The following is an 18119-nucleotide window of genomic DNA, read 5'->3' on the forward strand; positions in this document are numbered from 1 at the left end:
CCGCCCCCGCCGGGGGGGGGGGGGCGGTGCGGGGGCGGGCGGGGGGGGCCCCCCCCCCCGGGCGCGCCCCCCCCCCCCCGGGGCGCGGGGGGGGGGGGGGGGGCCCCCCCCCGGGGGCCCCCCCCCCCCCCCACTCCAGGCGGCCAGAGTGGGCAGACGCCCACTTCAAGTGGGCAAGCGCCCACTCGAATTGGCTCAGAAGTCGAAGGTCGGCTCGGGCACGTCGGCCCGCTCGACCTCGACGCCCAGCTTGGCCAGATCGGTGACGAAGTCGGGGTAGCCGCGGTCGATGTGGTGCACCTCGCCCACCTCGCTCACGCCGTCCGCGCACAGGCCCGCGATCACCAGGCCCGCACCCGCCCGGATGTCCGTCGCCCGGACCGGCGCGCCCGAGAGCCGCTCCCGGCCGTTCACCACCGCGTGGTGGCCGTCCGTGCGGATGTCGGCGCCGAGGCGGACCATCTCGTTCACGAACATGAAGCGGCCGTCGAAGATGTTCTCGGTGATCAGGGACGAGCCCTCGGCCACCGCCGCCATCCCGATCGCCATCGGCAGCAGGTCGGTGGCGAAACCCGGATAGGGCAGGGTCACGATGTCGACCGCGCGGGGGCGGTGCTCCATGCGTACGCGGAACTGGTTGTCGCCCGGAGTGACCTGCGCGCCCGCGGTGACCAATTTGTCCAGCGCGATGTCCAGGAACTCCGGCCGGACGCCGTGGACCGTCACGTCGCCGCGGGTCATCGCGGTGGCGAACGCCCAGGTGCCGCCGACGATGCGGTCGCCGACCGTGCGGTGGACCACCGGCGACAGCGACGAGACGCCCTCGATGGTCAGCGTCGACGTGCCCGCGCCGTCGATGTGGGCGCCCATCGCGACGAGCATCTCGCAGATGTCGACGATCTCGGGCTCGCGCGCCACGTTGTCGATCTCGGTGACGCCCTTGGCCATGACGGCGGCCATGAGGATGTTCTCGGTGGCGCCGACGCTCGGGAAGTCCAGCCAGATCTTGGCGCCGCGCAGGCCGTGCGGCGCCGAGGCGATCACGAAGCCATGCTCGCCGGAGATCTCGGCGCCCATCCGGGTCAGGCCGGAGAAGTGCATGTCGAGGCCGCGCGAGCCGATCATGTCGCCGCCGGGGAGGGCGACCCGCACGTAGCCGCGGCGGGCCAGCAGCGGGCCGAGCACGCAGATCGACGCGCGCAGGCGGCGGACCAGGTCGTAGTCGGCCTCGCTGCCGGGCTCGGCGGGCACGTCGATGGTGGCCTCGCCGCCCTCGAGGGTCACCTGGCAGCCCAGCCGGCGCAGCACCTCGGCCATGATCGCGATGTCGGTGATCCGGGGAACGTTCTCGACGACGCTGCGGCCCTCGGCGAGCAACGACACCGCCATGAGCTTGAGCGCGGAATTCTTGGCGCCACCGACGGTGACGTCACCGGCGAGTTGCGCCCCGCCCTGCACCCTGATCACATCCACGCGGGCCATGGTATGGGCCGCGGCCCAACGCCGCCTCCGTAGGGTGGGTCCATGGCCGTTCACCTCACCCGCATTTACACCCGCACCGGCGACGCCGGCGAGACCCGTCTGGGCAACAACGAGGTCGTGGCGAAGACCGATCCGCGCCTGGCGGCGTACGCGGACACCGACGAGTGCAACGCCGCGCTGGGCGTCGCGTTGGCGCTGGGCAGCCTGCCCGACGACGTGCGTGCCGTGCTCACCGCCGTACAGAACGATCTTTTTGATCTCGGGGCCGACCTGTGCAACCCGATCGCGGAGAACCCGCCCTATCCGCCGCTGCGGATCACCGGCGATTACGTGACGCGGCTCGAGGGTTGGTGTGACGAGTTCAACGAGCGGCTGACGCCCCTCGACAGCTTCATCCTGCCGGGCGGGACGCCGGGCGCGGCCTTGCTGCATGTGGCACGCACGGTGGCGCGGCGAGCCGAGCGTGCGGCCTGGGCTCTTCAGCAGGACGACCCCGACCGTACGAGCGACCTGCCCGCGAAATACCTGAACCGGCTCTCCGACCTGTTGTTCATCCTGTGCCGCATCGCGAACCCGGGCGGTGACGTCAAGTGGGTGCCGGGCGGGGGACGGTAGGCGGGCTGCATCACGTCGAGCTCTGGGTCCCCGATCTGGCCGGGGCGTGCGGGCCCTGGGGCTGGCTGCTGGGCGCGCTCGGCTGGGAACCGTTCCAGGAGTGGCCGGCCGGCCACTCCTGGCGGCTCGGCGACCTGTACATCGTCCTGGAGCAGTCGCCGGCGCTCTCCGGCGGCGTGCACGACCGCCTTGCCCCGGGACTCAACCACCTGGCGTTCACGGTCGGCGGGCGCGACGAGGTCGACCGGCTGACCCTGCGGGCGCAGCAGAACGGGTGGTCGCTGCTGTTCCCCGACCGGCACCCGAACGCCGGCGGCCCGGACTCCTACGCGGCCTACCTCGAGGACAACTGGGGTTACGAGGTCGAGCTGCAGACGGGCTGAACCCTCAGCTCGCCGTCGATGACCGTGACGGCCTGGCCGGTCAGATGCGTACGATCGCCGGCCAGCATGACGCGGACGTAGCCGCCGCGCGCGGACGCCTGGTACCCGGTCAGCTCGGTGCGGCCGCCGAGACGGGCCGACCAGAACGGTGTGAGGGCCGTGTGGGCGCTCCCGGTTACCGGGTCCTCCCCCACCCCGGCCGCGGCGCCGAAGAAGCGGGAGACGAAGTCGTAGCCGCCTTCCCGGTCGGCTGCCCGGGCGGTGACCACGACGCCGCGGTTCTCGCGGCGGGCCAGCGACGCCAGGTCGGGGCGCAGGCCGCGCACGGTGGCCTCGTCGCGCAGCTCGACCAGCAGGTCGTCGGTGTTGGGGCCGGTGTGGTGCACCGAGACGATCTCGGCGCCGAGGACGCCGGCCAGCCACGGCGGGGCGTCGACCGGGGTGAGCGGGGCGGTCGGGAAGTCGAGCGTGTACCACCCGTCGCCGGCCGACGTCGCGGTGAGAACGCCGCTGAGGGTGGCGAAGCTGGTCTTGTCGCGGCCCAGGATGTGCGCGGTGGCGAGGGTGGCGTGCCCGCAGAGCGCGACCTCGACGGCCGGGGTGAACCAGCGGAGCGCGAAATCGGCGTCGGCGCCCGGCGTCAGGGGATGCAGGAAGGCCGTCTCGGAGAGGTTGACCTCGGCGGCGACCCGCTGCATCCACTCGGCGGCGGGGAACTCGGAGAGCACCACCACACCGGCGGGGTTGCCCGCGAAGGGCTCGGCGGTGAAGGCGTCGACGATCTGGATGCGCATTCCCCGACGCTAGAGGCCGGGACGGCGCCGGGACGAGCGAATTCTCGCCAAATCAGTGGTCGGCGGGGCGGGGGCGGATCGTGGGGCGCGGGGAGACGCTGCCGGGCTGGCCGGGCGGGCCGGCCTCGAGCCAGGAGAGGAAGCCGGTCACGGTCGACTCGGCCATCGCTATCTCGATCTGGCCGGCGTCCCCGTTGGTACATCGCAGGATCGCCCAGTGCGACGCCATGGTCAGCCGCTCGGGACCGTCGGGCGCGCGCCGCTGCTCGACGACGAGGACCTTGCGGTCGAGCACCCGTTTAGGCCGGAACGCGAGGCTGAACATGCGGTGGAACCGCAGCTCGTTGCCCACGAACTGGCCGATGCCGGTGGACCAGCCGCGGCCGGGGACGATGGTGCTCACCCGCACCTGCAGCCGAATGGTTCCGCCGCCGACCATGAGCAGCCGGCGGCGGAAGAAGATCACGAAGAGGAGCGCGAGCAGCGCGACGACGCAGACCCCGAGGAATTCGAGAATCCGCATCGCCGGGCGTCAGTGCGACTCGGGGGTGGCGGGCGTGGCGCTCTCGGCGAGAACGGTCACGCCGTCTGCGTCGATGGAGAGGAAGCCACCGGACACGTCATACGTCAGCTGCTCGCCGCCGGCGAGCTTCACGCGCACCTGGGACGGTTCCTTGAGCAAGCCGAGCAACGGGGAGTGACCGGGCAGCACACCGATCTCACCCTCGGTGGTGCGCGCGACGAGCATCTCGGCCTCGCCGGACCACACTCGCTGCTCGACGGCGACAACCTTGACGGGCAGTTGGTTGGCCACGGAGTCTCCTGTTCAGGCTCGGAACCGATTGGGTGAAAGTCTAAACGCCGTACTTGCGCATCGTGGCGGCGGGTGGTGACCGCCACACCCTCGCGCTACGAGTTCTTGTTGATGTACTCGGGGTGCTGGAGCAGGAAAGCGGGCAGCCGGTCCTGGCTCACGGCGGAGAAGAAGTCGGCGGCGCTCGGGTCGAGGCCCTCGCCCACGTACCTGCCACCCTCGAACAGCGACTTTCCGGGCAGCTTGATCGAAGTCATGCTGTTGGCCCGGATGTTCTTGAGGGCGAAGCCCCAGTCGACCACGTTGTGGCCGTTGCCGTCGAAGATCAGCGCTTTGCCCGCCGCCTTGAGCACCCGGTCGAGCTTGACCGGGTTGGTGACGACGTCCTTGCTCAGCGCCTGCTCGGCCATGGCCTTGATGAACTGCTGCTGGTGGCGCTGGCGGTCGTAGTCGCCCTTGGGCAGGCCGTACCGCTGGCGGACGTAGTCGAGCGCCTGCCAGCCCTTGAGGTGATACGTGCCGACCTTGTACTCGGCCTGCGGCCCGTAGTAGGGGTGGGCGCAGGTGTTGTCGGCGCACCGGGCGTACCGCGGGCGGGGCTTGCCGTTCGGCTGGAGGTGCTCCGACTTCACGTTCTGGTCGACCTTCAGAGTGACGCCGCCCATGGCGTCGACGATCTGCTTGAAGCCGCCGAAGTTGATGATCGCGCCGGCGTCGAACTCGGCGATGCCGGTGAGCCGCTGCACGGTCTTGGCGAGCAGGTCGAAACCCTGTGCCGGGTCGTGCTTGCCGTTGCCGATCGCGCTGCCGTACCCCATCGCGGCGTTGATCTTGGAGCGGCCGCCGCGGAAGCCGGTCTTGGCGAAAGGCGGGATGTCCACCACGAGGTCGCGCGGCACGGAGAACAGGTACGCCTGGTCCATGCTCGTCGGGATGTGCACCACGATGATCGAGTCGGAGAGCGGTGTCTGCTCGTCGGTGCGCGGGTCGATGCCGGCGAGCAGGATGTTCAGCGGCCCCTTGATGTCGGAGACCTTCTCGGCCGCCTGGTCGCCGAAGAGGTTCTTGGTCTCGACCGCACCGGCGTAGCGGGCCATGACCACCTGGCCGGTGATGAGCGCGCCGCCGCTGAGAACCATGAGGACACAGCCGAAGATCGCACAGAGCCGGGCCCACAGCGGCGCACGGCGTTTGCCTTCCTTGGCCACATCCACTCCCATCGTCGGTCAAAAGACTACCCAGCCGGGGAAAGCCCAACCTGGAGGGAAACGCGGAAGCCGCGCCCACCGATGCGGTGAGCGCGGCTTCTTGTCGCGTGCTGGTCAGCCCTTCATGAGCTCGTGCGCGTTCTTCTCGAGGTCCTCGAGGCCGCCACACATGAAGAAGGCCTGCTCGGGGAAGTGGTCGTACTCGCCCTCGCAGATCTTCTTGAACGCCTCGATGGTCTCCTTCAGCGGGACCGTCGAGCCGGGAACGCCGGTGAACTGCTCGGCCGCGTACGTGTTCTGCGAGAGGAACCGCTCGATGCGGCGAGCCCGCTGCACCGTGACCTTGTCCTCCTCGGAGAGCTCGTCCATGCCGAGGATCGCGATGATGTCCTGCAGGTCCTTGTACTTCTGCAGGATCCGCTGCACCTCACGGGCGACCGCGTAGTGCTCGGCGCCCACGAACTCCGGCGCGAGGATCCGCGAGCTGGAGGCCAGCGGGTCGACGGCGGGGTAGATGCCCTTGTCCGAGATCGACCGCTCGAGGTTGGTCGTCGCGTCCAGGTGGGCGAACGTGGTGGCCGGCGCCGGGTCGGTGTAGTCGTCGGCGGGCACGTAGATCGCCTGCATCGAGGTGATCGCCTTGCCTCGGACCGACGTGATCCGCTCCTGGAGCTGGCCCATCTCGTCGGCCAGCGTGGGCTGGTAGCCCACGGCCGACGGCATGCGGCCGAGCAGGGTGGAGACCTCGGAGCCGGCCTGGGTGAACCGGAAGATGTTGTCGATGAAGAGCAGCACCTCCTGGTTCTGGACGTCCCGGAAGTACTCCGCCATGGTCAGCGCGGAGAGCGCCACCCGCAGGCGGGTGCCCGGCGGCTCGTCCATCTGGCCGAAGACGAGGGCGGTCTTGTCGAGAACACCGCCCTCCTCCATCTCCAGGATGAGGTCGTTGCCCTCACGGGTGCGCTCGCCGACGCCGGCGAACACCGAGGTGCCGCCGAAGTTACGGGCAACCCGGATGATCATCTCCTGGATGAGCACCGTCTTGCCCACGCCCGCGCCGCCGAACAGGCCGATCTTGCCACCACGCACGTACGGCGCGAGCAGGTCGAGCACCTTGATGCCGGTCTCCAGCATCTCGGTCTTGGGCTCGAGATCGGCGAACGGCGGCGGCTGGCGGTGGATCGCCCAGCGCTCCTGGATGTCCAGGGTCGCCGGGTCGGCGTTGAGCACGTCGCCGAGGGCGTTGAACACGTGGCCCTTGGTCACGTCGCCGACCGGCACCGAGATGCCGGCGCCGGTGTCGGTGACCTCGGCCCCGCGGATCAGGCCGTCGGTCGGCTGCATCGAGATCGCGCGGACCACGTTGTTGCCCAGGTGCTGGGCGACCTCGAGGGTCAGCGTCTTCGTGCCCTCGGAGAGGGTCACGTCGACGTGCAGCGCGTTGTAGATGTTGGGCATGGCGTCACGGGGGAACTCGGCGTCGACGACCGGGCCGATGACCCGGACGACGCGGCCGACGCCGGTCTCCGCCTTGGTAGCCTCGGCCCCACCGGAGGTGGCAGATACAGTCATCACACATCACTTCCCGCCGCGGCCAGCGCGTTGGCGCCGCCGACGATCTCACTGATTTCCTGGGTGATCGCAGCCTGCCGCGCGGAGTTCATCTCGCGCGTGTACCGCTTGAGCAGGTCGTCCGCGTTGTCCGACGCGCTCTTCATCGCCCGCCGCCGGGACGCCGACTCGCTCGCGGCCGAGTCCAGCAACGCCGCGTAGATCCGCGTGTTGAGGTACTTCGGCAGCAGCGCGTCCAGCAACTCGTCGGCGTCCGGCTCGAACTCGTAGGCGGGCCGCAGACCCGGCTCGACCTCGCGCTCCTCGACCTGCATCGGGGCCAGGAAGTGCGCCTCCGCGCTCTGCGTCATGAGCGACTTGAACTGGGTGCTGACGATGTGCAGCTCGTCGACGCCCTGGATGCCGTCCGGGCCGTAGTGCGCGTCGGTGTCGTCCGCGCCGGCGACGAAGGCCTCCAGCAGCGCGTCGCCGATCGTCTTCGCGTCCGAGAAGGACGGACGCTCGGAGAACCCGGTCCAGCTGGCCTCGATCGGCCGGTTACGGAACCGGTAGTAGCTGACGCCCTTGCGGCCGACCACGTACAGCACCGTTTCCTTGCCGTCCGCCTTCAGCCGCTGGATCAGCTGCTCGGCGGTGCGAATGGCGTTGGCGTTGTACGCGCCGGCCAGGCCGCGGTCACTGGTGATCAGCAGGACGCCGGCCCGCCGGACCCGCTCACGCGGGACCAGCAGCGGGTTGTCGATCGTCGCGTTGGACGCCAGAGCGGTCAGGACCTGGGTGATCGCCTCCGCGTACGGCTTGGAGGCGGCCACCCGCTCCTGAGCCTTGGCAATGCGGCTGGTGGCGACCAGTTCCTGCGCCTTGGCGATCTTCTTGGTCGACCGGACGGTGCGGATGCGCCGCCGGAGGGCCTGTACCTGACCGGCCATGACTCAGCCTTCAGCCCGGTCAGCCGCCGTACGGTGAACCTCGCGGGTCACCGTCTCGCGGGTCTCGCGGCCCTCGGCCATCGCCTCGGCGTCGGGCTCGTTGAGCTTGCCGGTCTCGCCCTGCTTGAAGAGCTCCTTGAACTCGTCCAGGCCGGACTTGAGGCTCTCGACGTTGTCATCGGTCAGCTGGCCGGTCGTCTCGATCGCGGTGAGCGCGTCGGACCGGTGCCGGTGCAGCCACTGAAGCATCTCGCCCTCGAAGCGGCGCACGTCGCCGACCGCGATGTCGTCGAGCTGGCCGGTGGTGCCGGCCCAGATCACGATGACCTCGTCGACCACCGAGTACGGGGAGTACTGCGGCTGCTTGAGGAGCTCGACCAGGCGGACGCCCTTGTCCAGCTGCGCCCGCGACGCGCGGTCCAGGTCGGAGGCGAAGGCCGAGAAGGCCTCCAGCTCACGGAACTGGGCCAGGTCGAGACGGAGTCGGCCGGACACCGAGCGCATGGCCTTGACCTGCGCCGAACCGCCCACCCGGGACACCGAGGTGCCGACGTTGATCGCCGGGCGGACACCCGAGGCGAACAGGTCGGTCTCCAGGAAGATCTGGCCGTCGGTGATCGAGATGACGTTGGTCGGGATGTAGGCCGAGATGTCGTTGGCCTTGGTCTCGACGATCGGCAGACCGGTCATCGAGCCGCCGCCCAGGGCATCGGAGAGCTTGGCGCAGCGCTCGAGCAGCCGGGAGTGCAGGTAGAAGACGTCGCCCGGATAGGCCTCGCGGCCCGGCGGGCGGCGCAGCAGCAGCGAGACCGCGCGGTACGCCTCGGCCTGCTTGGTCAGGTCGTCGAAGACGATCAGGACGTGCTTGCCGGCGTACATCCAATGCTGTCCGATGGACGAGCCGGTGTAGGGCGCGATGTACTTGAAGCCGGCCGGGTCGGAGGCGGGCGCCGCGACGATCGTCGTGTACTCCAGCGCGCCCTGCTCCTCGAGGGTGCCCCGGATCGAGGCGATGGTGCTCGCCTTCTGGCCGATCGCGACGTAGATGCAGCGGACCTGCTTCTCCGGGTCGCCGGACTCCCAGTTGGCGCGCTGGTTGATGATCGTGTCGATCGCGACCGTGGTCTTGCCGGTCTTGCGGTCGCCGATGAGCAGCTGGCGCTGGCCGCGGCCGATCGGCGTCATGGCGTCGATCGCCTTGATGCCGGTCTGCAGCGGCTGCTTCACCGGCTGGCGATTCATCACGTTGGGCGCCTGCAGCTCCAGCTCGCGGAAGCCCTCGTTCTCGATCTCGCCGCGGTCGTCGATCGGCCGGCCCAGCGGGTCGACCACGCGACCGAGGAAGGCGTCGCCGACCGGAACCGAGAGGACGCGGCCGGTGCGCTTGACCTGCTGGCCTTCGTCGATGCCTTCGAACTCGCCCAGGACCACGACACCGATCTCGCGGACGTCGAGGTTCAGGGCGACACCCAGCGTGCCGTCCTCGAATTCGAGCAGTTCGTTCGCCATCGTCGAGGGCAGGCCCTCGACGTGCGCGATGCCGTCGCCCGCATCGGAGACGATGCCGACTTCCTCGCGCTCGAGAACGGGAGTGTGGGACGAGACGTAGCGCTCTAGCGCCCCCCGGATCTCGTCCGAGGAGATGGTCAGCTCGGCCATCCTCTGCCTTCTCTGTCTAGCTCGGGACGTCGCCGCCGCCGAGGGGCCTGCTCGATCAGCGTCGCCGCGGACCGAGGGGAAAGAACTATCTAGCGATCGCCTGACGCGCCGCGTTGAGCCGCCGCACGATGGTGCCGTCGTAAAGGTCGGAGCCGATTCGGACGGCGACCCCACCGATGATCGAGGGATCGACGTCGATCTTGAGCGAGACCGGCCGGTCGTAGAGACCGGACAGCTTGTCAGCCAGCGCCTGCTCGTCGGCATCGCTGAGCGGCTTCGCCACCGTCACGTAGGCGACCTCGCGGTCGCGCTTCGCGGCGGTCAGCTCGACCAGCCGGGTCAGCGAGGAATCGAAGGTACGGCCCAGGAAGCCCTCGAGCGCCACCTCGACGAGGCGGACCGTCACCGGCTGGGCCTTGCCCTTGAGCAAGTCCTCCACCAGCTTAACCCGGCGCGAGGTCGTCGCACCCGGGTCACTCAGCGTGACCGCGAGCTCGGCGTTGCCGCCGACGATCTGTCCGAAGCGGAACAGCTCGTCCTCGACGTCGGCGAGGGTGCCCGCCTTTTCCGACGACCGCAGCAGCACCTCGGCGCCGAGACGCTCCGTCACGTCCAGCAGCTCGGACGGCTTGGAGAACCGGCCGGACACCAGCGTGGTCAACGTGTCGACGGTCGCCTCGGACAGCTTGCCGGCCAGCAGCGAGCGAAGCAGCTCGGCCCGCTCGGTCCCGGCCCGCGACGGGTCGGTCAGCGCCCGGCGCAAGCCGGGCTGGGCCCGCAGCAGGACGGCCACCGACAGGATCTCGTCGGCGATCGTGGCCAGCTGCGCGGCCGTGGCCGAGCCGGTCCCGGCGGCGAGTTTCTCGACCGCCGAGTTGTAGGCCTGCTGACTGACGCTCGACGCCATCAGCGTCGCCCGCCCGTCGATCCGGCCGCGTCGAGCTCGGCGATGAACCGCTCGACCGTGCCGCGGCTGCGCGCCTCGTCGGCGAGGGACTCTCCGACAATCCGGCCGGCCAGGTCGACCGCCAGCGTGCCGACCTCGGCACGCAGGTCACGCACGATGCTCTCGCGCTGCGCGGAGAGCTGCTCGCGCCCGGCCGCGATGATCCGGTCGGACTCCTCGCGGGCCTTCGCCAGCACGTCCTGCCGGATGCCCTCGGCATCGGCGCGGGCCTCGTCGCGGATGCGAGCGGCCTCGGTGCGAGCCTCGGCCAGCTGCGCGCGGTACTGCTCGAGCAGCTGGTTGGCCTCGGCCTGCGCGGCCTCGGCGCGCTTGATGCCGCCCTCGATCGCGTCCACCCGCGCCGCGAACGTCTTCTCCATCTGCGGGAAGACGTACTTCATCAGCACGAAGCAGAGGATGGCGAAGGCGATGGCGCCGAGAACGATCTCCTGCCAGATCGGGATGATCGGGTTGTGCTTCGTCGTCTCGGCGGTTTCCTCCGCGGCGAGAACCACAAGAGAATTGATCATTACTTACCTCCTGTAGGGGCGGAGGATCAGAGCCCGGAGCCCTGCCAGATGAAGCCGAAGGCGATGCCGAGGAGCGCGAGCGCCTCGATGACGGCGAAGCCGATCCAGACGTACGGCAGGGTCAGTCGCGAGGACTCCGGCTGACGGGCGGTCGACTGGATGTAGGCCGAGAAGACGAGACCCACGCCGATGCCGGGGCCGATGGCGGCGAGGCCGTAGCCGATGGCGGCGGTGCTACCGGTGAAAGCAGCGATGTCCATTTTTTCAGTTCCTCCAGGTATCTCGCGTGAATCGGTTTCACGCGGGACGACAACGGGGTGTTACTGGCACAGAGTTTTCCAACAGCTGGGGGTGGTGCTCAGTGCTCGTCGGCGAGCGCGCCCTGGACGTAGCTCGCGGTCAGCACCGTGAAGACGTAGGCCTGGAGGCAGATCACCAGGAACTCGAGGAAGGTCAGGGCGATGGTCATCGTCCAGGACACCAGCGAGAACGGGAGGAACCAGGCGTTGGCGTTCAGCATCGCGAAGCCGCCCAGCGTGAACACCAGCAGCAGCATGTGGCCGGCGAACATGTTGGCGAAGAGTCGTACGGCGAGCGAGAACGGCCGGACGAGGAAGTTCGAGAAGAACTCGATCGGGATCAGCAGCGGCAGGATGAACCACGGCGCCGGCGGGATGAGCGCCGTCTTGAAGTACTTCACGAAGCCGTGGTGCCGGATGCCCACCGCGATGAACATGACGTAGCTGATGATCGCCAGGAAGGCCGGGAAGGCGATGTGCGAGTTCGGCGAGATCTGAATGAAGGGGATGATGCCCCAGAGGTTGTTCAGAATGATGAAGCTGAACAACACGGTGAGGTACGGCGCGAAGCTGACGCCACGCGGCCCGATCATCTCGATCGCGATGTTGTTCCGCACGAAGCCGTAGACGCTCTCCGCGAGCCACTGCCTCTTGGTCGGGACGAGCTGGGGCTTGCGGTACGACACCAGGAAGAAAATGATCAGCGCAGCGGCGGTCAGCCAGACCAGCACGGTGATCTTCGTAAACCAGTAATTGTCGTGCGCGCCCCACGGCAGGATGCTGGGCAGGTAGAAGTCCTCGACGCTCGGCGGGAACGGAACATCCGCTGCGAGGACGATCGACTGACCGGTCACCGTAGCCCTTTCCTGTCAGGCGCCCAGACGGCGCACGATGAGGTAGACACCGGCGGCCATGCCAACGACCGCGCCGATACCGGCGAAGATGCCCCTGGTCCCCACCCAGTGGTCGACCAGCCAACCGATCCCGCCCCACACCAACATGCCCGCGATGAGATAGGAGACGGCCGTCATGCCCATGCCCGTGTCGGGCGGCTGTTGACCGTCGTCCCCATGGGGATTCTTGGGAGGTTCCTGACCGGTCATGACGGCCCGAACGATATCAGCAGGAAACACGAGGCTAAGCGGGACCCCCCGCACAACCGCAGTTGTCCAGGCGTCAGGGGTCTCGCAACTGGAACGACACGGTACTCCCCCTTTGCCATAACCTGACGCGCCACCTGCGTTCACGTCACCGTTTCGTGGTCAACAAACCACGAAAGGGACGTCTGAGGTGGCAAAACGGGGTGCAGAAGATCACTTTGGGCGACGCACCGCGGTGAACCACCAGGCCTGCACGCCGGTCCACACCACGACCCCCGCGACGATGCCCCAGCCCAGCGCGTCCTTGCCGGTCCAGCTGGTCGAGACACCGTAGGCCAGAACCACGCCGAGCACGCTGTACTTCAACACGTAGGTGAACAGCGCCAACGGCATGAGCAGGGCCGGGCGCACGGTGTCGGCCCAGGCGACGACCAGCGTGGACATCGTGTAGCTGATGGTCACGATCAGCACGCCGAGAGCCGCGCCGAGCGCCGAGGGAGCGCCGCCGGCGAGGAATCCGGCCGAGGCGGCGCACAGCAACAGGGCGAACGAGACCGCACTCAGGAACGGAAGGTGCGCCACCCTCCACCGCGGATCGGCAGGCAGCGGCGGGAGGTCCGGCTTCGGGCGGTCGTCCTCATCAAAATCAAAGCCTTGCCGGGGTACGCCGGGAAGCGTCACCGCCGGTTCGCGACCGTCACTAGAGCTCATGCCATCACTTCCTGCTGTGCGTAGGCGGGAAACTCTCCCACCAGCGCCAACACCTCGTCCGCCACGTCGGCCAGGCGGGACGCCCCCGCCGGCGTTTCCGGGTCGCAGCGCACCGCGGCCCCGATCAGCGCGCCGATCCGCCGCATCTCGCCCTCACGCATGCCCTGTGTGGTCACGCCCGGCGAGCCCACCCGGATGCCGGAGGCCACCGACGGCCGCTGCGGGTCGAACGGTATCGCGTTCTTGTTCAGCGTGATGCGGGCGAGGTCGCAGCGGGCCTCGGCGTCACGCCCGCTGACCCCGAGCTCGCGCAGGTCGGCCAGCACCAGGTGGGTGTCGGTCCCGCCGGTGACGGGCCGCATCCCCTCGGTGGCCAGGGCCACGGCCAGCGTCCGGGCGTTGTCGACGACCTGCCGGGCGTACGCCTGGAAGGCCGGACCCGACGCCTCGCGCAACGCCACCGCCTTCGCCGCGATCGCGTGCATCATGGGACCGCCCTGGCTGAACGGAAAGACGGCCTTGTCGATGCGCTGGGCCAGCTCCGCACGACACAGGATCATGCCGCCCCGGGGCCCGCGCAGCACCTTGTGGGTGGTGCACGTGACCACGTCGGCGTACGGCACCGGCGACGGGATGGCCCGCCCGGCCACCAGCCCGATGAAGTGCGCGGCGTCGACCAGCAGATACGCGCCCACCTCGTCGGCGATCTCGCGGAACAGCGCGAAGTCGATCTGGCGCGGGTAGGCGGTCGCACCGCAGATGATCAGCTTGGGCCGGTGGGCGAGGGCGAGGTCGCGCACCTCGTCGTAGTCGATCTCCTCGGTGTTCGGGGTGACCCGGTAGCCGATCGGATGGAACCACTTCCCGGAGAAGTTGACCCGGCTCCCGTGGGTGAGGTGCCCGCCGTGCGACAGCTCCATCGCCAGCACGGTGTCGCCCGGCTCGGCCAGCGCCGCGTACGCCGCCAGGTTGGCCGACGCCCCCGAGTGCGGCTGCACGTTGGCGTGCTCGGCCCCGAACAGCGCCCGTGCCCGCTCGATCGCGAGCGTCTCGGCGCGGTCGGCCTCGGCGCACCCGCCGTAGTAGCGCGCGCCCGGGTAGCCCTCGGCGTACTTGTCGTGCAGCGTGGAGCCGAGCGCGGCGAGCACGGCCCGGGAGGTGAAGTTCTCGCTCGCGATGAGCTGGAGCCCGCCGCGCTGCCGGGCGAGCTCGTCGAGGAGGACATGGGCTATCTCCGGATCGTCGCGCTGGAGATGCGCGAAGTCCGGCCCCCAGAAGCTGTCCACGTGCCCTCCCCGGATAGGCGCCGCCAAAATCCAGCATATGGCTTGAAAGCCTCGCGAAAGGGAACACTCTGCGGTTATGCGGTTTCTCGTGACCGGGGCAACCGGGTACATCGGCGGCCGGCTGGCGCCCAGCCTGCTCGCCGCCGGCCATCAGGTGCGCTGCCTGTCGCGCAGCGCGGCCCGGCTGCGGGACGCGCCGTGGCACGGCCGGGTCGAGGTGGCCGAGGGCGATCTGACCGACCCGCCGTCGCTGCGGGCGGCAGTGAACGGGATCGAGGTCGCGTATTTCCTGGTCCACTCGCTGGGCCGGCGCGACTTCGAGGAGGTCGACCGCCGGGCCGCCGCGAATTTCGCCGCCGCCTGCCGCTCCGCCGGCGTCAAACGGATCATCTATCTGGGCGGACCCGAGCCGCCCCCGGCCGAACGGACCTCGGCTCATCTGCGCTCGCGCGCCGAGGTGGCTCGCATCCTGCTCGACAGCGGGGTGCCGACAGTGGTCCTGCGCGCGCCGGTGATCATCGGCTCCGGCTCGGCGTCGTTCGAGATGCTGCGCTACCTCACCGAACGGCTGCCGGCCATGGTCACGCCGCGGTGGGTGAGCAACCGGATCCAGCCGATCGCCGTACGGGACGTGCTGTCGTACCTGATCGCCGCCTCCACCATGCCGCTCGCCGAGAGCCGGGGCTTCGACATCGGCGGCGCGGACGTCCTCACCTACGCCGAGATGATGCAGCGGTACGCCCGGGTGGCCGGCCTACGCCGGCGGCTGATCGTCCCGACCCGGGTCCTCAGCCCGTGGCTCTCAGCGTTCTGGGTCGGACTGGTCACGCCGGTGCCGAACGCGATCGCCCGGCCGCTGGTGGCCAGCCTGGTGCACGAGGCCGTGGCCCGCGAGCGGGACATCCACCGGCTCGTGCCGGACGTCTCGCCGATCGGCTTCGACCAGGCGGTCCGGCTCGGGCTCGGCAAGATCCGCAACGCCGACGTGGAGACCCGCTGGTCGGGCGCGGCCGGCCGGGACGCGGCCGCCGAGCCACTGCCCAGCGACCCGGACTGGTCGGGCGGCACCGTGTACGTCGACGAGCGCAGCCGCCCCGTGAACGCGCCGGTCGAGGCGCTGTGGCGGGTGATCGAGGGGGTCGGCGGGGAGAACGGCTGGTACTCGTTCCCGCTGGCCTGGTCGGTGCGCGGCTGGCTGGACAAGCTCGCGGGCGGGGTCGGGCTACGCCGGGGGCGGCGCGACCGGCATCGGCTGCGGGTGGGCGAGGCGCTGGACTGGTGGCGGGTCGAGGAGATCGTGCCGGGGTCGCTGCTGCGGCTGCGGGCGGAGATGCGGGTGCCGGGGCGGGCCTGGCTGGAGATGAGCGCGGCGCCGGCCGGCGAGGGGCGCAGCGTGTATCGGCAGCGGGCGGTGTTCCTGCCGCGGGGGCTGGCGGGGCATGCGTATTGGGCTTCGGTCGTGCCGTTCCACGGGATCGTGTTCAGCGGGATGGCCCGCAACATCGCCGCCCGGGCCTCGCACGACCCGAGCCATAGCAGCCCAGCCCGCTCCCACCAGACCCCCACCCGAGGTGTCTAGCCGGCTGCGGCTCTGCTCAGGCGGTCGCGGATGGCCAGCCAGTCCTCGGTCGGCGGTGGCGCCTGGACCAGGATCGTCTCGACCCCGGAGTCGTCGAGGCGGTGCAGGGCCGCGTACAGGTCGGCGGCGTACTCGCGCGGGTCGGCGGAAAGCACCTCGGCGTCGGGGAGTTCCGCGCCCTCGTACGTGAGGATGCCGGTCTTCTCGGGAATCTCGATCGAGCGCACGTCGGGAACCAGCTGCAGGGTGGCCCGCGGGGCGTAGTGGCGGCGGCTCATGCCGGGCGAGGGGCGTGCGGCGCCGTCGGCGGTCTCGGCGTCGCGTACGGCGATCGTGCCGGTCACGTCGCGCAGGGCGCGCAGGCCCAGGGCGCCGGGGCGCAGCAGCGTCGGCACGGGGGTGGTCAGGTCGAGGACCGTGGACTCGATGCCCCACGAGCTCGGGCCGCCGTCCAGCACCAGCGGCACGTCGGGCAGGCTGCGCAGCACGTGCTCGGCGGTGGTCGGCGAGATGCTCTCGGAACGGTTGGCGCTGGGTGCGGCGAGCGGCAGGCCGACCGCCGCAAGCAGGCGCAGCGCCACGTCGTGCGCGGGGATGCGCACCGCGATCGTGTCGTTGTCGGCGCCGACGCGGGTCAGGTGGGCCGCGCGGCGCACCACCATGGTCAGCGGGCCGGGCCAGAACGCGGCGGCCAGCCGGTCGGCAGCGCCCGGCCACGAAGCGGCGAGTTGACGGGCCGCGGACACGTCGGCCACGTGCACGATCAACGGGTTCCAGGACGGGCGGTTCTTGAGGCGGTAGACCTCGCCGATCGCCCGGGCCGAGAACGCGTCGGCGCCCAGGCCGTAGACGGTCTCGGTGGGGAACGCGACCACCGACTCGGCCCGCAGCAGCTCGACCGCCTCGGCGATGCCCGCAGCGTCGGGTTTGACGATGCGGCCGGTCACGAGAGGAGGAGCTTGGCGAACGGGACCGTGGTGTCCTCGATCTCGTCGCCGATGCGCTGGAACGTCTGGTCGCCGCGGCCCCACGGGTCGTCGAGGTCGTCGCCGGGCATCGGGCCGTCGGGGCCGCGCAGCCGGTGGACCGCCTCGATGATGGCCACGCCGCGGGCGTGCACCGATGCGGCGTCGCCGTCGGCCGGCGGCAGGGTGGAGGTGTCGACGGCGCCGAGCAGCCGGCCGAACTCGCCCATCACGAAGGTGCGGTCGGCGGCGTCGGGGCGCAGGGCCACGACGTAGTCGTACTGGTCGGCGGTCGCCGTGAAGATCAGGTCGGCCTCGTCGATGAAGTCGCCGCGCAGTTTGCGGGCCTCGAAGCCGGTGGTCGAACCGCCCCGGGAACGCACCTGGCGGGCGGCGGGCGGGTTCATCTCCTCGCCCTCGTGCCAGCCGCCGGTGCCGGCGCTGACGCTGCGGATCAGCTCGTCGCCGGCGTCGCCGACCCGATCGCGTACGGCCCGGGCGAGCAGCCGCTCGGCCATCGGCGACCGGCAGATGTTGCCCATGCAGACGTGCAGAATCGTGAACGGCGCCACCTCAGGCCTCCGGGCCCAGGATTTCGGGTACGACGTCGCGCAGCTTCTCCAAGGGAATCGCCCCGGCCCGCAGCACCCGCGGCACCTCGCCGCTCACGTCGACGATCGTGCTGGGCGCCGGGTCGTGGGCGGGGCCCGCCTCGAGGTAGACGCGCACCGAGTACTCCAGCTGGTCGCGGGCTTCCTCGGCGGTGGTGGGCGCCGGCCGGCCCACCTTGTTGGCCGTGGTCACCGCCATCGGGCCGACCTCGCGCAGCACCTCGAGCGCCACCGGGTGCAGCGGCATGCGTACGGCCACCTTGCCGCCGGTCTCGCCGAGGTCCCATTGCAGGCTCGGCGTGTGCTCGACGTAGAGGGTCAGCGCGCCCGGCCAGAACGCGTCGGCCAGCTCGCGGGTCGACTTCGACAGCGAGTAGGTCAGCCCGTCGAGCGTGTGCCGCGAGCCGATCAGCACCGGCGGGGGCACCTGGTTGGTGACGCTGCGGGCGTGGTGCAGCGCGGTGATGGCGTGCGGGGTGAACGCGTCCGCGCCGACGCCGTACACCGTGTCGGTGGGCATCACGGCGAGCTCGCCGCTCTTGACCGCCTCGACGGCGGCGGCGATGCCGCGATCCCGGTCCGCGGTGGTACGGCAGTCGTAGAGCATCACACCGTGCAGTCTGCCATGTGGCGCGG

Annotated in this window: 21 protein-coding genes; 3 read left to right on the plus strand and 18 right to left on the minus strand. The window is 70.3% G+C overall.

Features of this window, described 5'->3' with window-relative positions:
- Positions 1 to 195: 195 nt before the first annotated feature.
- Positions 196 to 1482 carry a UDP-N-acetylglucosamine 1-carboxyvinyltransferase gene (gene murA / locus ACIA5D_RS02755; RefSeq protein WP_396028080.1) on the minus strand — a complete coding sequence of 429 codons (1287 nt, stop codon included), beginning with the start codon at positions 1480 to 1482 and terminating at the stop codon, positions 196 to 198.
- A 42-nt stretch (positions 1483 to 1524) separates the two neighbouring features.
- Here murA and ACIA5D_RS02760 point away from each other — a divergent pair, with 42 nt between their 5' ends.
- Together ACIA5D_RS02760 and ACIA5D_RS02765 are read left to right on the plus strand one after the other, a co-directional pair.
- The gene (locus ACIA5D_RS02760) at positions 1525 to 2097 is read left to right on the plus strand and encodes a cob(I)yrinic acid a,c-diamide adenosyltransferase (protein WP_396028081.1); all 573 of its coding nucleotides are present in this window, start codon (positions 1525 to 1527) and stop codon (positions 2095 to 2097) included.
- Complete coding sequence (locus ACIA5D_RS02765; protein WP_396028082.1) at positions 2073 to 2480, plus strand: VOC family protein; 408 nt, start codon at positions 2073 to 2075, stop codon at positions 2478 to 2480. Before ACIA5D_RS02760 ends, ACIA5D_RS02765 begins: the two co-directional genes overlap by 25 nt.
- On the opposite strand, the gene ACIA5D_RS02770 is transcribed toward ACIA5D_RS02765, so the two are convergent.
- From ACIA5D_RS02770 to glyA, 14 genes are all read right to left on the minus strand, one after another.
- Positions 2453 to 3274: a PhzF family phenazine biosynthesis protein gene (locus ACIA5D_RS02770; protein ID WP_396028083.1), complete on the minus strand. Its 822-nt coding sequence runs from the start codon at positions 3272 to 3274 to the stop codon at positions 2453 to 2455. The genes ACIA5D_RS02765 and ACIA5D_RS02770 overlap by 28 nt on opposite strands.
- 52 nt (positions 3275 to 3326) lie before the next feature.
- Complete coding sequence (locus ACIA5D_RS02775) at positions 3327 to 3797, minus strand: DUF2550 domain-containing protein (protein ID WP_396028084.1); 471 nt, start codon at positions 3795 to 3797, stop codon at positions 3327 to 3329.
- A 9-nt stretch (positions 3798 to 3806) separates the two neighbouring features.
- Positions 3807 to 4088, minus strand: coding sequence for a F0F1 ATP synthase subunit epsilon (locus ACIA5D_RS02780; RefSeq protein WP_396028085.1), 282 nt, complete (start codon positions 4086 to 4088; stop codon positions 3807 to 3809).
- Between the two features lie 95 nt (positions 4089 to 4183).
- On the minus strand, positions 4184 to 5308 hold the full coding sequence (locus ACIA5D_RS02785; RefSeq protein WP_396028086.1) for an LCP family protein: 1125 nt from the start codon (positions 5306 to 5308) through the stop codon (positions 4184 to 4186).
- A 102-nt stretch (positions 5309 to 5410) separates the two neighbouring features.
- A complete protein-coding gene (gene atpD, locus ACIA5D_RS02790) occupies positions 5411 to 6868 on the minus strand; it encodes a F0F1 ATP synthase subunit beta (protein ID WP_396028087.1) in 1458 nt (485 codons plus the stop codon).
- Positions 6868 to 7797, minus strand: coding sequence for a F0F1 ATP synthase subunit gamma (locus tag ACIA5D_RS02795; RefSeq protein WP_396028088.1), 930 nt, complete (start codon positions 7795 to 7797; stop codon positions 6868 to 6870). Before ACIA5D_RS02795 ends, atpD begins: the two co-directional genes overlap by 1 nt.
- A 3-nt stretch (positions 7798 to 7800) precedes the next feature.
- Positions 7801 to 9456: a F0F1 ATP synthase subunit alpha gene (atpA, locus tag ACIA5D_RS02800; protein WP_396028089.1), complete on the minus strand. Its 1656-nt coding sequence runs from the start codon at positions 9454 to 9456 to the stop codon at positions 7801 to 7803.
- An 85-nt stretch (positions 9457 to 9541) separates the two neighbouring features.
- On the minus strand, positions 9542 to 10363 hold the full coding sequence (locus ACIA5D_RS02805; protein WP_396028090.1) for a F0F1 ATP synthase subunit delta: 822 nt from the start codon (positions 10361 to 10363) through the stop codon (positions 9542 to 9544).
- Positions 10363 to 10932: a F0F1 ATP synthase subunit B gene (locus ACIA5D_RS02810; protein ID WP_396028091.1), complete on the minus strand. Its 570-nt coding sequence runs from the start codon at positions 10930 to 10932 to the stop codon at positions 10363 to 10365. The genes ACIA5D_RS02805 and ACIA5D_RS02810 overlap by 1 nt, the downstream gene beginning before the upstream one ends.
- A 26-nt stretch (positions 10933 to 10958) precedes the next feature.
- Positions 10959 to 11192 carry a F0F1 ATP synthase subunit C gene (locus ACIA5D_RS02815; RefSeq protein ID WP_396028092.1) on the minus strand — a complete coding sequence of 78 codons (234 nt, stop codon included), beginning with the start codon at positions 11190 to 11192 and terminating at the stop codon, positions 10959 to 10961.
- Positions 11193 to 11290: 98 nt separating this feature from the next.
- A complete protein-coding gene (gene atpB, locus ACIA5D_RS02820; protein WP_396028093.1) occupies positions 11291 to 12085 on the minus strand; it encodes a F0F1 ATP synthase subunit A in 795 nt (264 codons plus the stop codon).
- Positions 12086 to 12100: 15 nt separating this feature from the next.
- The gene (locus ACIA5D_RS02825) at positions 12101 to 12334 is read right to left on the minus strand and encodes an AtpZ/AtpI family protein (protein ID WP_396028094.1); all 234 of its coding nucleotides are present in this window, start codon (positions 12332 to 12334) and stop codon (positions 12101 to 12103) included.
- Between the two features lie 210 nt (positions 12335 to 12544).
- A complete protein-coding gene (locus tag ACIA5D_RS02830; protein WP_396028095.1) occupies positions 12545 to 13042 on the minus strand; it encodes a hypothetical protein in 498 nt (165 codons plus the stop codon).
- A complete protein-coding gene (glyA, locus tag ACIA5D_RS02835) occupies positions 13039 to 14328 on the minus strand; it encodes a serine hydroxymethyltransferase (RefSeq protein ID WP_396028096.1) in 1290 nt (429 codons plus the stop codon). The genes ACIA5D_RS02830 and glyA overlap by 4 nt, the downstream gene beginning before the upstream one ends.
- 76 nt (positions 14329 to 14404) lie before the next feature.
- On the opposite strand from glyA, the gene ACIA5D_RS02840 reads away from it, so the two are divergent.
- Positions 14405 to 15907 carry an SDR family oxidoreductase gene (locus tag ACIA5D_RS02840; RefSeq protein ID WP_396028097.1) on the plus strand — a complete coding sequence of 501 codons (1503 nt, stop codon included), beginning with the start codon at positions 14405 to 14407 and terminating at the stop codon, positions 15905 to 15907.
- Here ACIA5D_RS02840 and ACIA5D_RS02845 read toward each other — a convergent pair.
- Genes ACIA5D_RS02845 through ACIA5D_RS02855 form a run of 3 tightly spaced genes read right to left on the minus strand, consistent with a single transcriptional unit; the run spans position 15904 to position 18090 of the window.
- Positions 15904 to 16854, minus strand: coding sequence for an L-threonylcarbamoyladenylate synthase (locus tag ACIA5D_RS02845; RefSeq protein WP_396028098.1), 951 nt, complete (start codon positions 16852 to 16854; stop codon positions 15904 to 15906). The genes ACIA5D_RS02840 and ACIA5D_RS02845 overlap by 4 nt on opposite strands.
- A complete protein-coding gene (locus ACIA5D_RS02850) occupies positions 16851 to 17444 on the minus strand; it encodes a phosphotyrosine protein phosphatase (protein ID WP_396028099.1) in 594 nt (197 codons plus the stop codon). The genes ACIA5D_RS02845 and ACIA5D_RS02850 overlap by 4 nt, the downstream gene beginning before the upstream one ends.
- Before the next feature lies 1 nt (position 17445).
- Positions 17446 to 18090: an L-threonylcarbamoyladenylate synthase gene (locus tag ACIA5D_RS02855; RefSeq protein WP_396028581.1), complete on the minus strand. Its 645-nt coding sequence runs from the start codon at positions 18088 to 18090 to the stop codon at positions 17446 to 17448.
- Between the last annotated feature and the right edge of the window lie 29 nt (positions 18091 to 18119).

This window comes from Actinoplanes sp. NPDC051513 (assembly GCF_044454685.1).
Taxonomy (GTDB): domain Bacteria; phylum Actinomycetota; class Actinomycetes; order Mycobacteriales; family Micromonosporaceae; genus Actinoplanes.

What these genes read in the sequence shown, in the direction of transcription:
- murA (WP_396028080.1), bottom strand. Translation starts at nt 1,482, where the DNA reads ATGGCCCGCGTGGATGTGATCAGGGTGCAGGGCGGGGCGCAACTCGCC.
- ACIA5D_RS02760 (WP_396028081.1), top strand. Translation starts at nt 1,525, where the DNA reads ATGGCCGTTCACCTCACCCGCATTTACACCCGCACCGGCGACGCCGGC.
- ACIA5D_RS02770 (WP_396028083.1), bottom strand. Translation starts at nt 3,274, where the DNA reads ATGCGCATCCAGATCGTCGACGCCTTCACCGCCGAGCCCTTCGCGGGC.
- ACIA5D_RS02775 (WP_396028084.1), bottom strand. Translation starts at nt 3,797, where the DNA reads ATGCGGATTCTCGAATTCCTCGGGGTCTGCGTCGTCGCGCTGCTCGCG.
- ACIA5D_RS02785 (WP_396028086.1), bottom strand. Translation starts at nt 5,308, where the DNA reads ATGGGAGTGGATGTGGCCAAGGAAGGCAAACGCCGTGCGCCGCTGTGG.
- atpD (WP_396028087.1), bottom strand. Translation starts at nt 6,868, where the DNA reads ATGACTGTATCTGCCACCTCCGGTGGGGCCGAGGCTACCAAGGCGGAG.
- ACIA5D_RS02795 (WP_396028088.1), bottom strand. Translation starts at nt 7,797, where the DNA reads ATGGCCGGTCAGGTACAGGCCCTCCGGCGGCGCATCCGCACCGTCCGG.
- atpA (WP_396028089.1), bottom strand. Translation starts at nt 9,456, where the DNA reads ATGGCCGAGCTGACCATCTCCTCGGACGAGATCCGGGGGGCGCTAGAG.
- ACIA5D_RS02805 (WP_396028090.1), bottom strand. Translation starts at nt 10,363, where the DNA reads ATGGCGTCGAGCGTCAGTCAGCAGGCCTACAACTCGGCGGTCGAGAAA.
- ACIA5D_RS02810 (WP_396028091.1), bottom strand. Translation starts at nt 10,932, where the DNA reads ATGATCAATTCTCTTGTGGTTCTCGCCGCGGAGGAAACCGCCGAGACG.
- ACIA5D_RS02815 (WP_396028092.1), bottom strand. Translation starts at nt 11,192, where the DNA reads ATGGACATCGCTGCTTTCACCGGTAGCACCGCCGCCATCGGCTACGGC.
- ACIA5D_RS02825 (WP_396028094.1), bottom strand. Translation starts at nt 12,334, where the DNA reads ATGACCGGTCAGGAACCTCCCAAGAATCCCCATGGGGACGACGGTCAA.
- ACIA5D_RS02830 (WP_396028095.1), bottom strand. Translation starts at nt 13,042, where the DNA reads ATGAGCTCTAGTGACGGTCGCGAACCGGCGGTGACGCTTCCCGGCGTA.
- ACIA5D_RS02840 (WP_396028097.1), top strand. Translation starts at nt 14,405, where the DNA reads ATGCGGTTTCTCGTGACCGGGGCAACCGGGTACATCGGCGGCCGGCTG.
- ACIA5D_RS02855 (WP_396028581.1), bottom strand. Translation starts at nt 18,090, where the DNA reads ATGCTCTACGACTGCCGTACCACCGCGGACCGGGATCGCGGCATCGCC.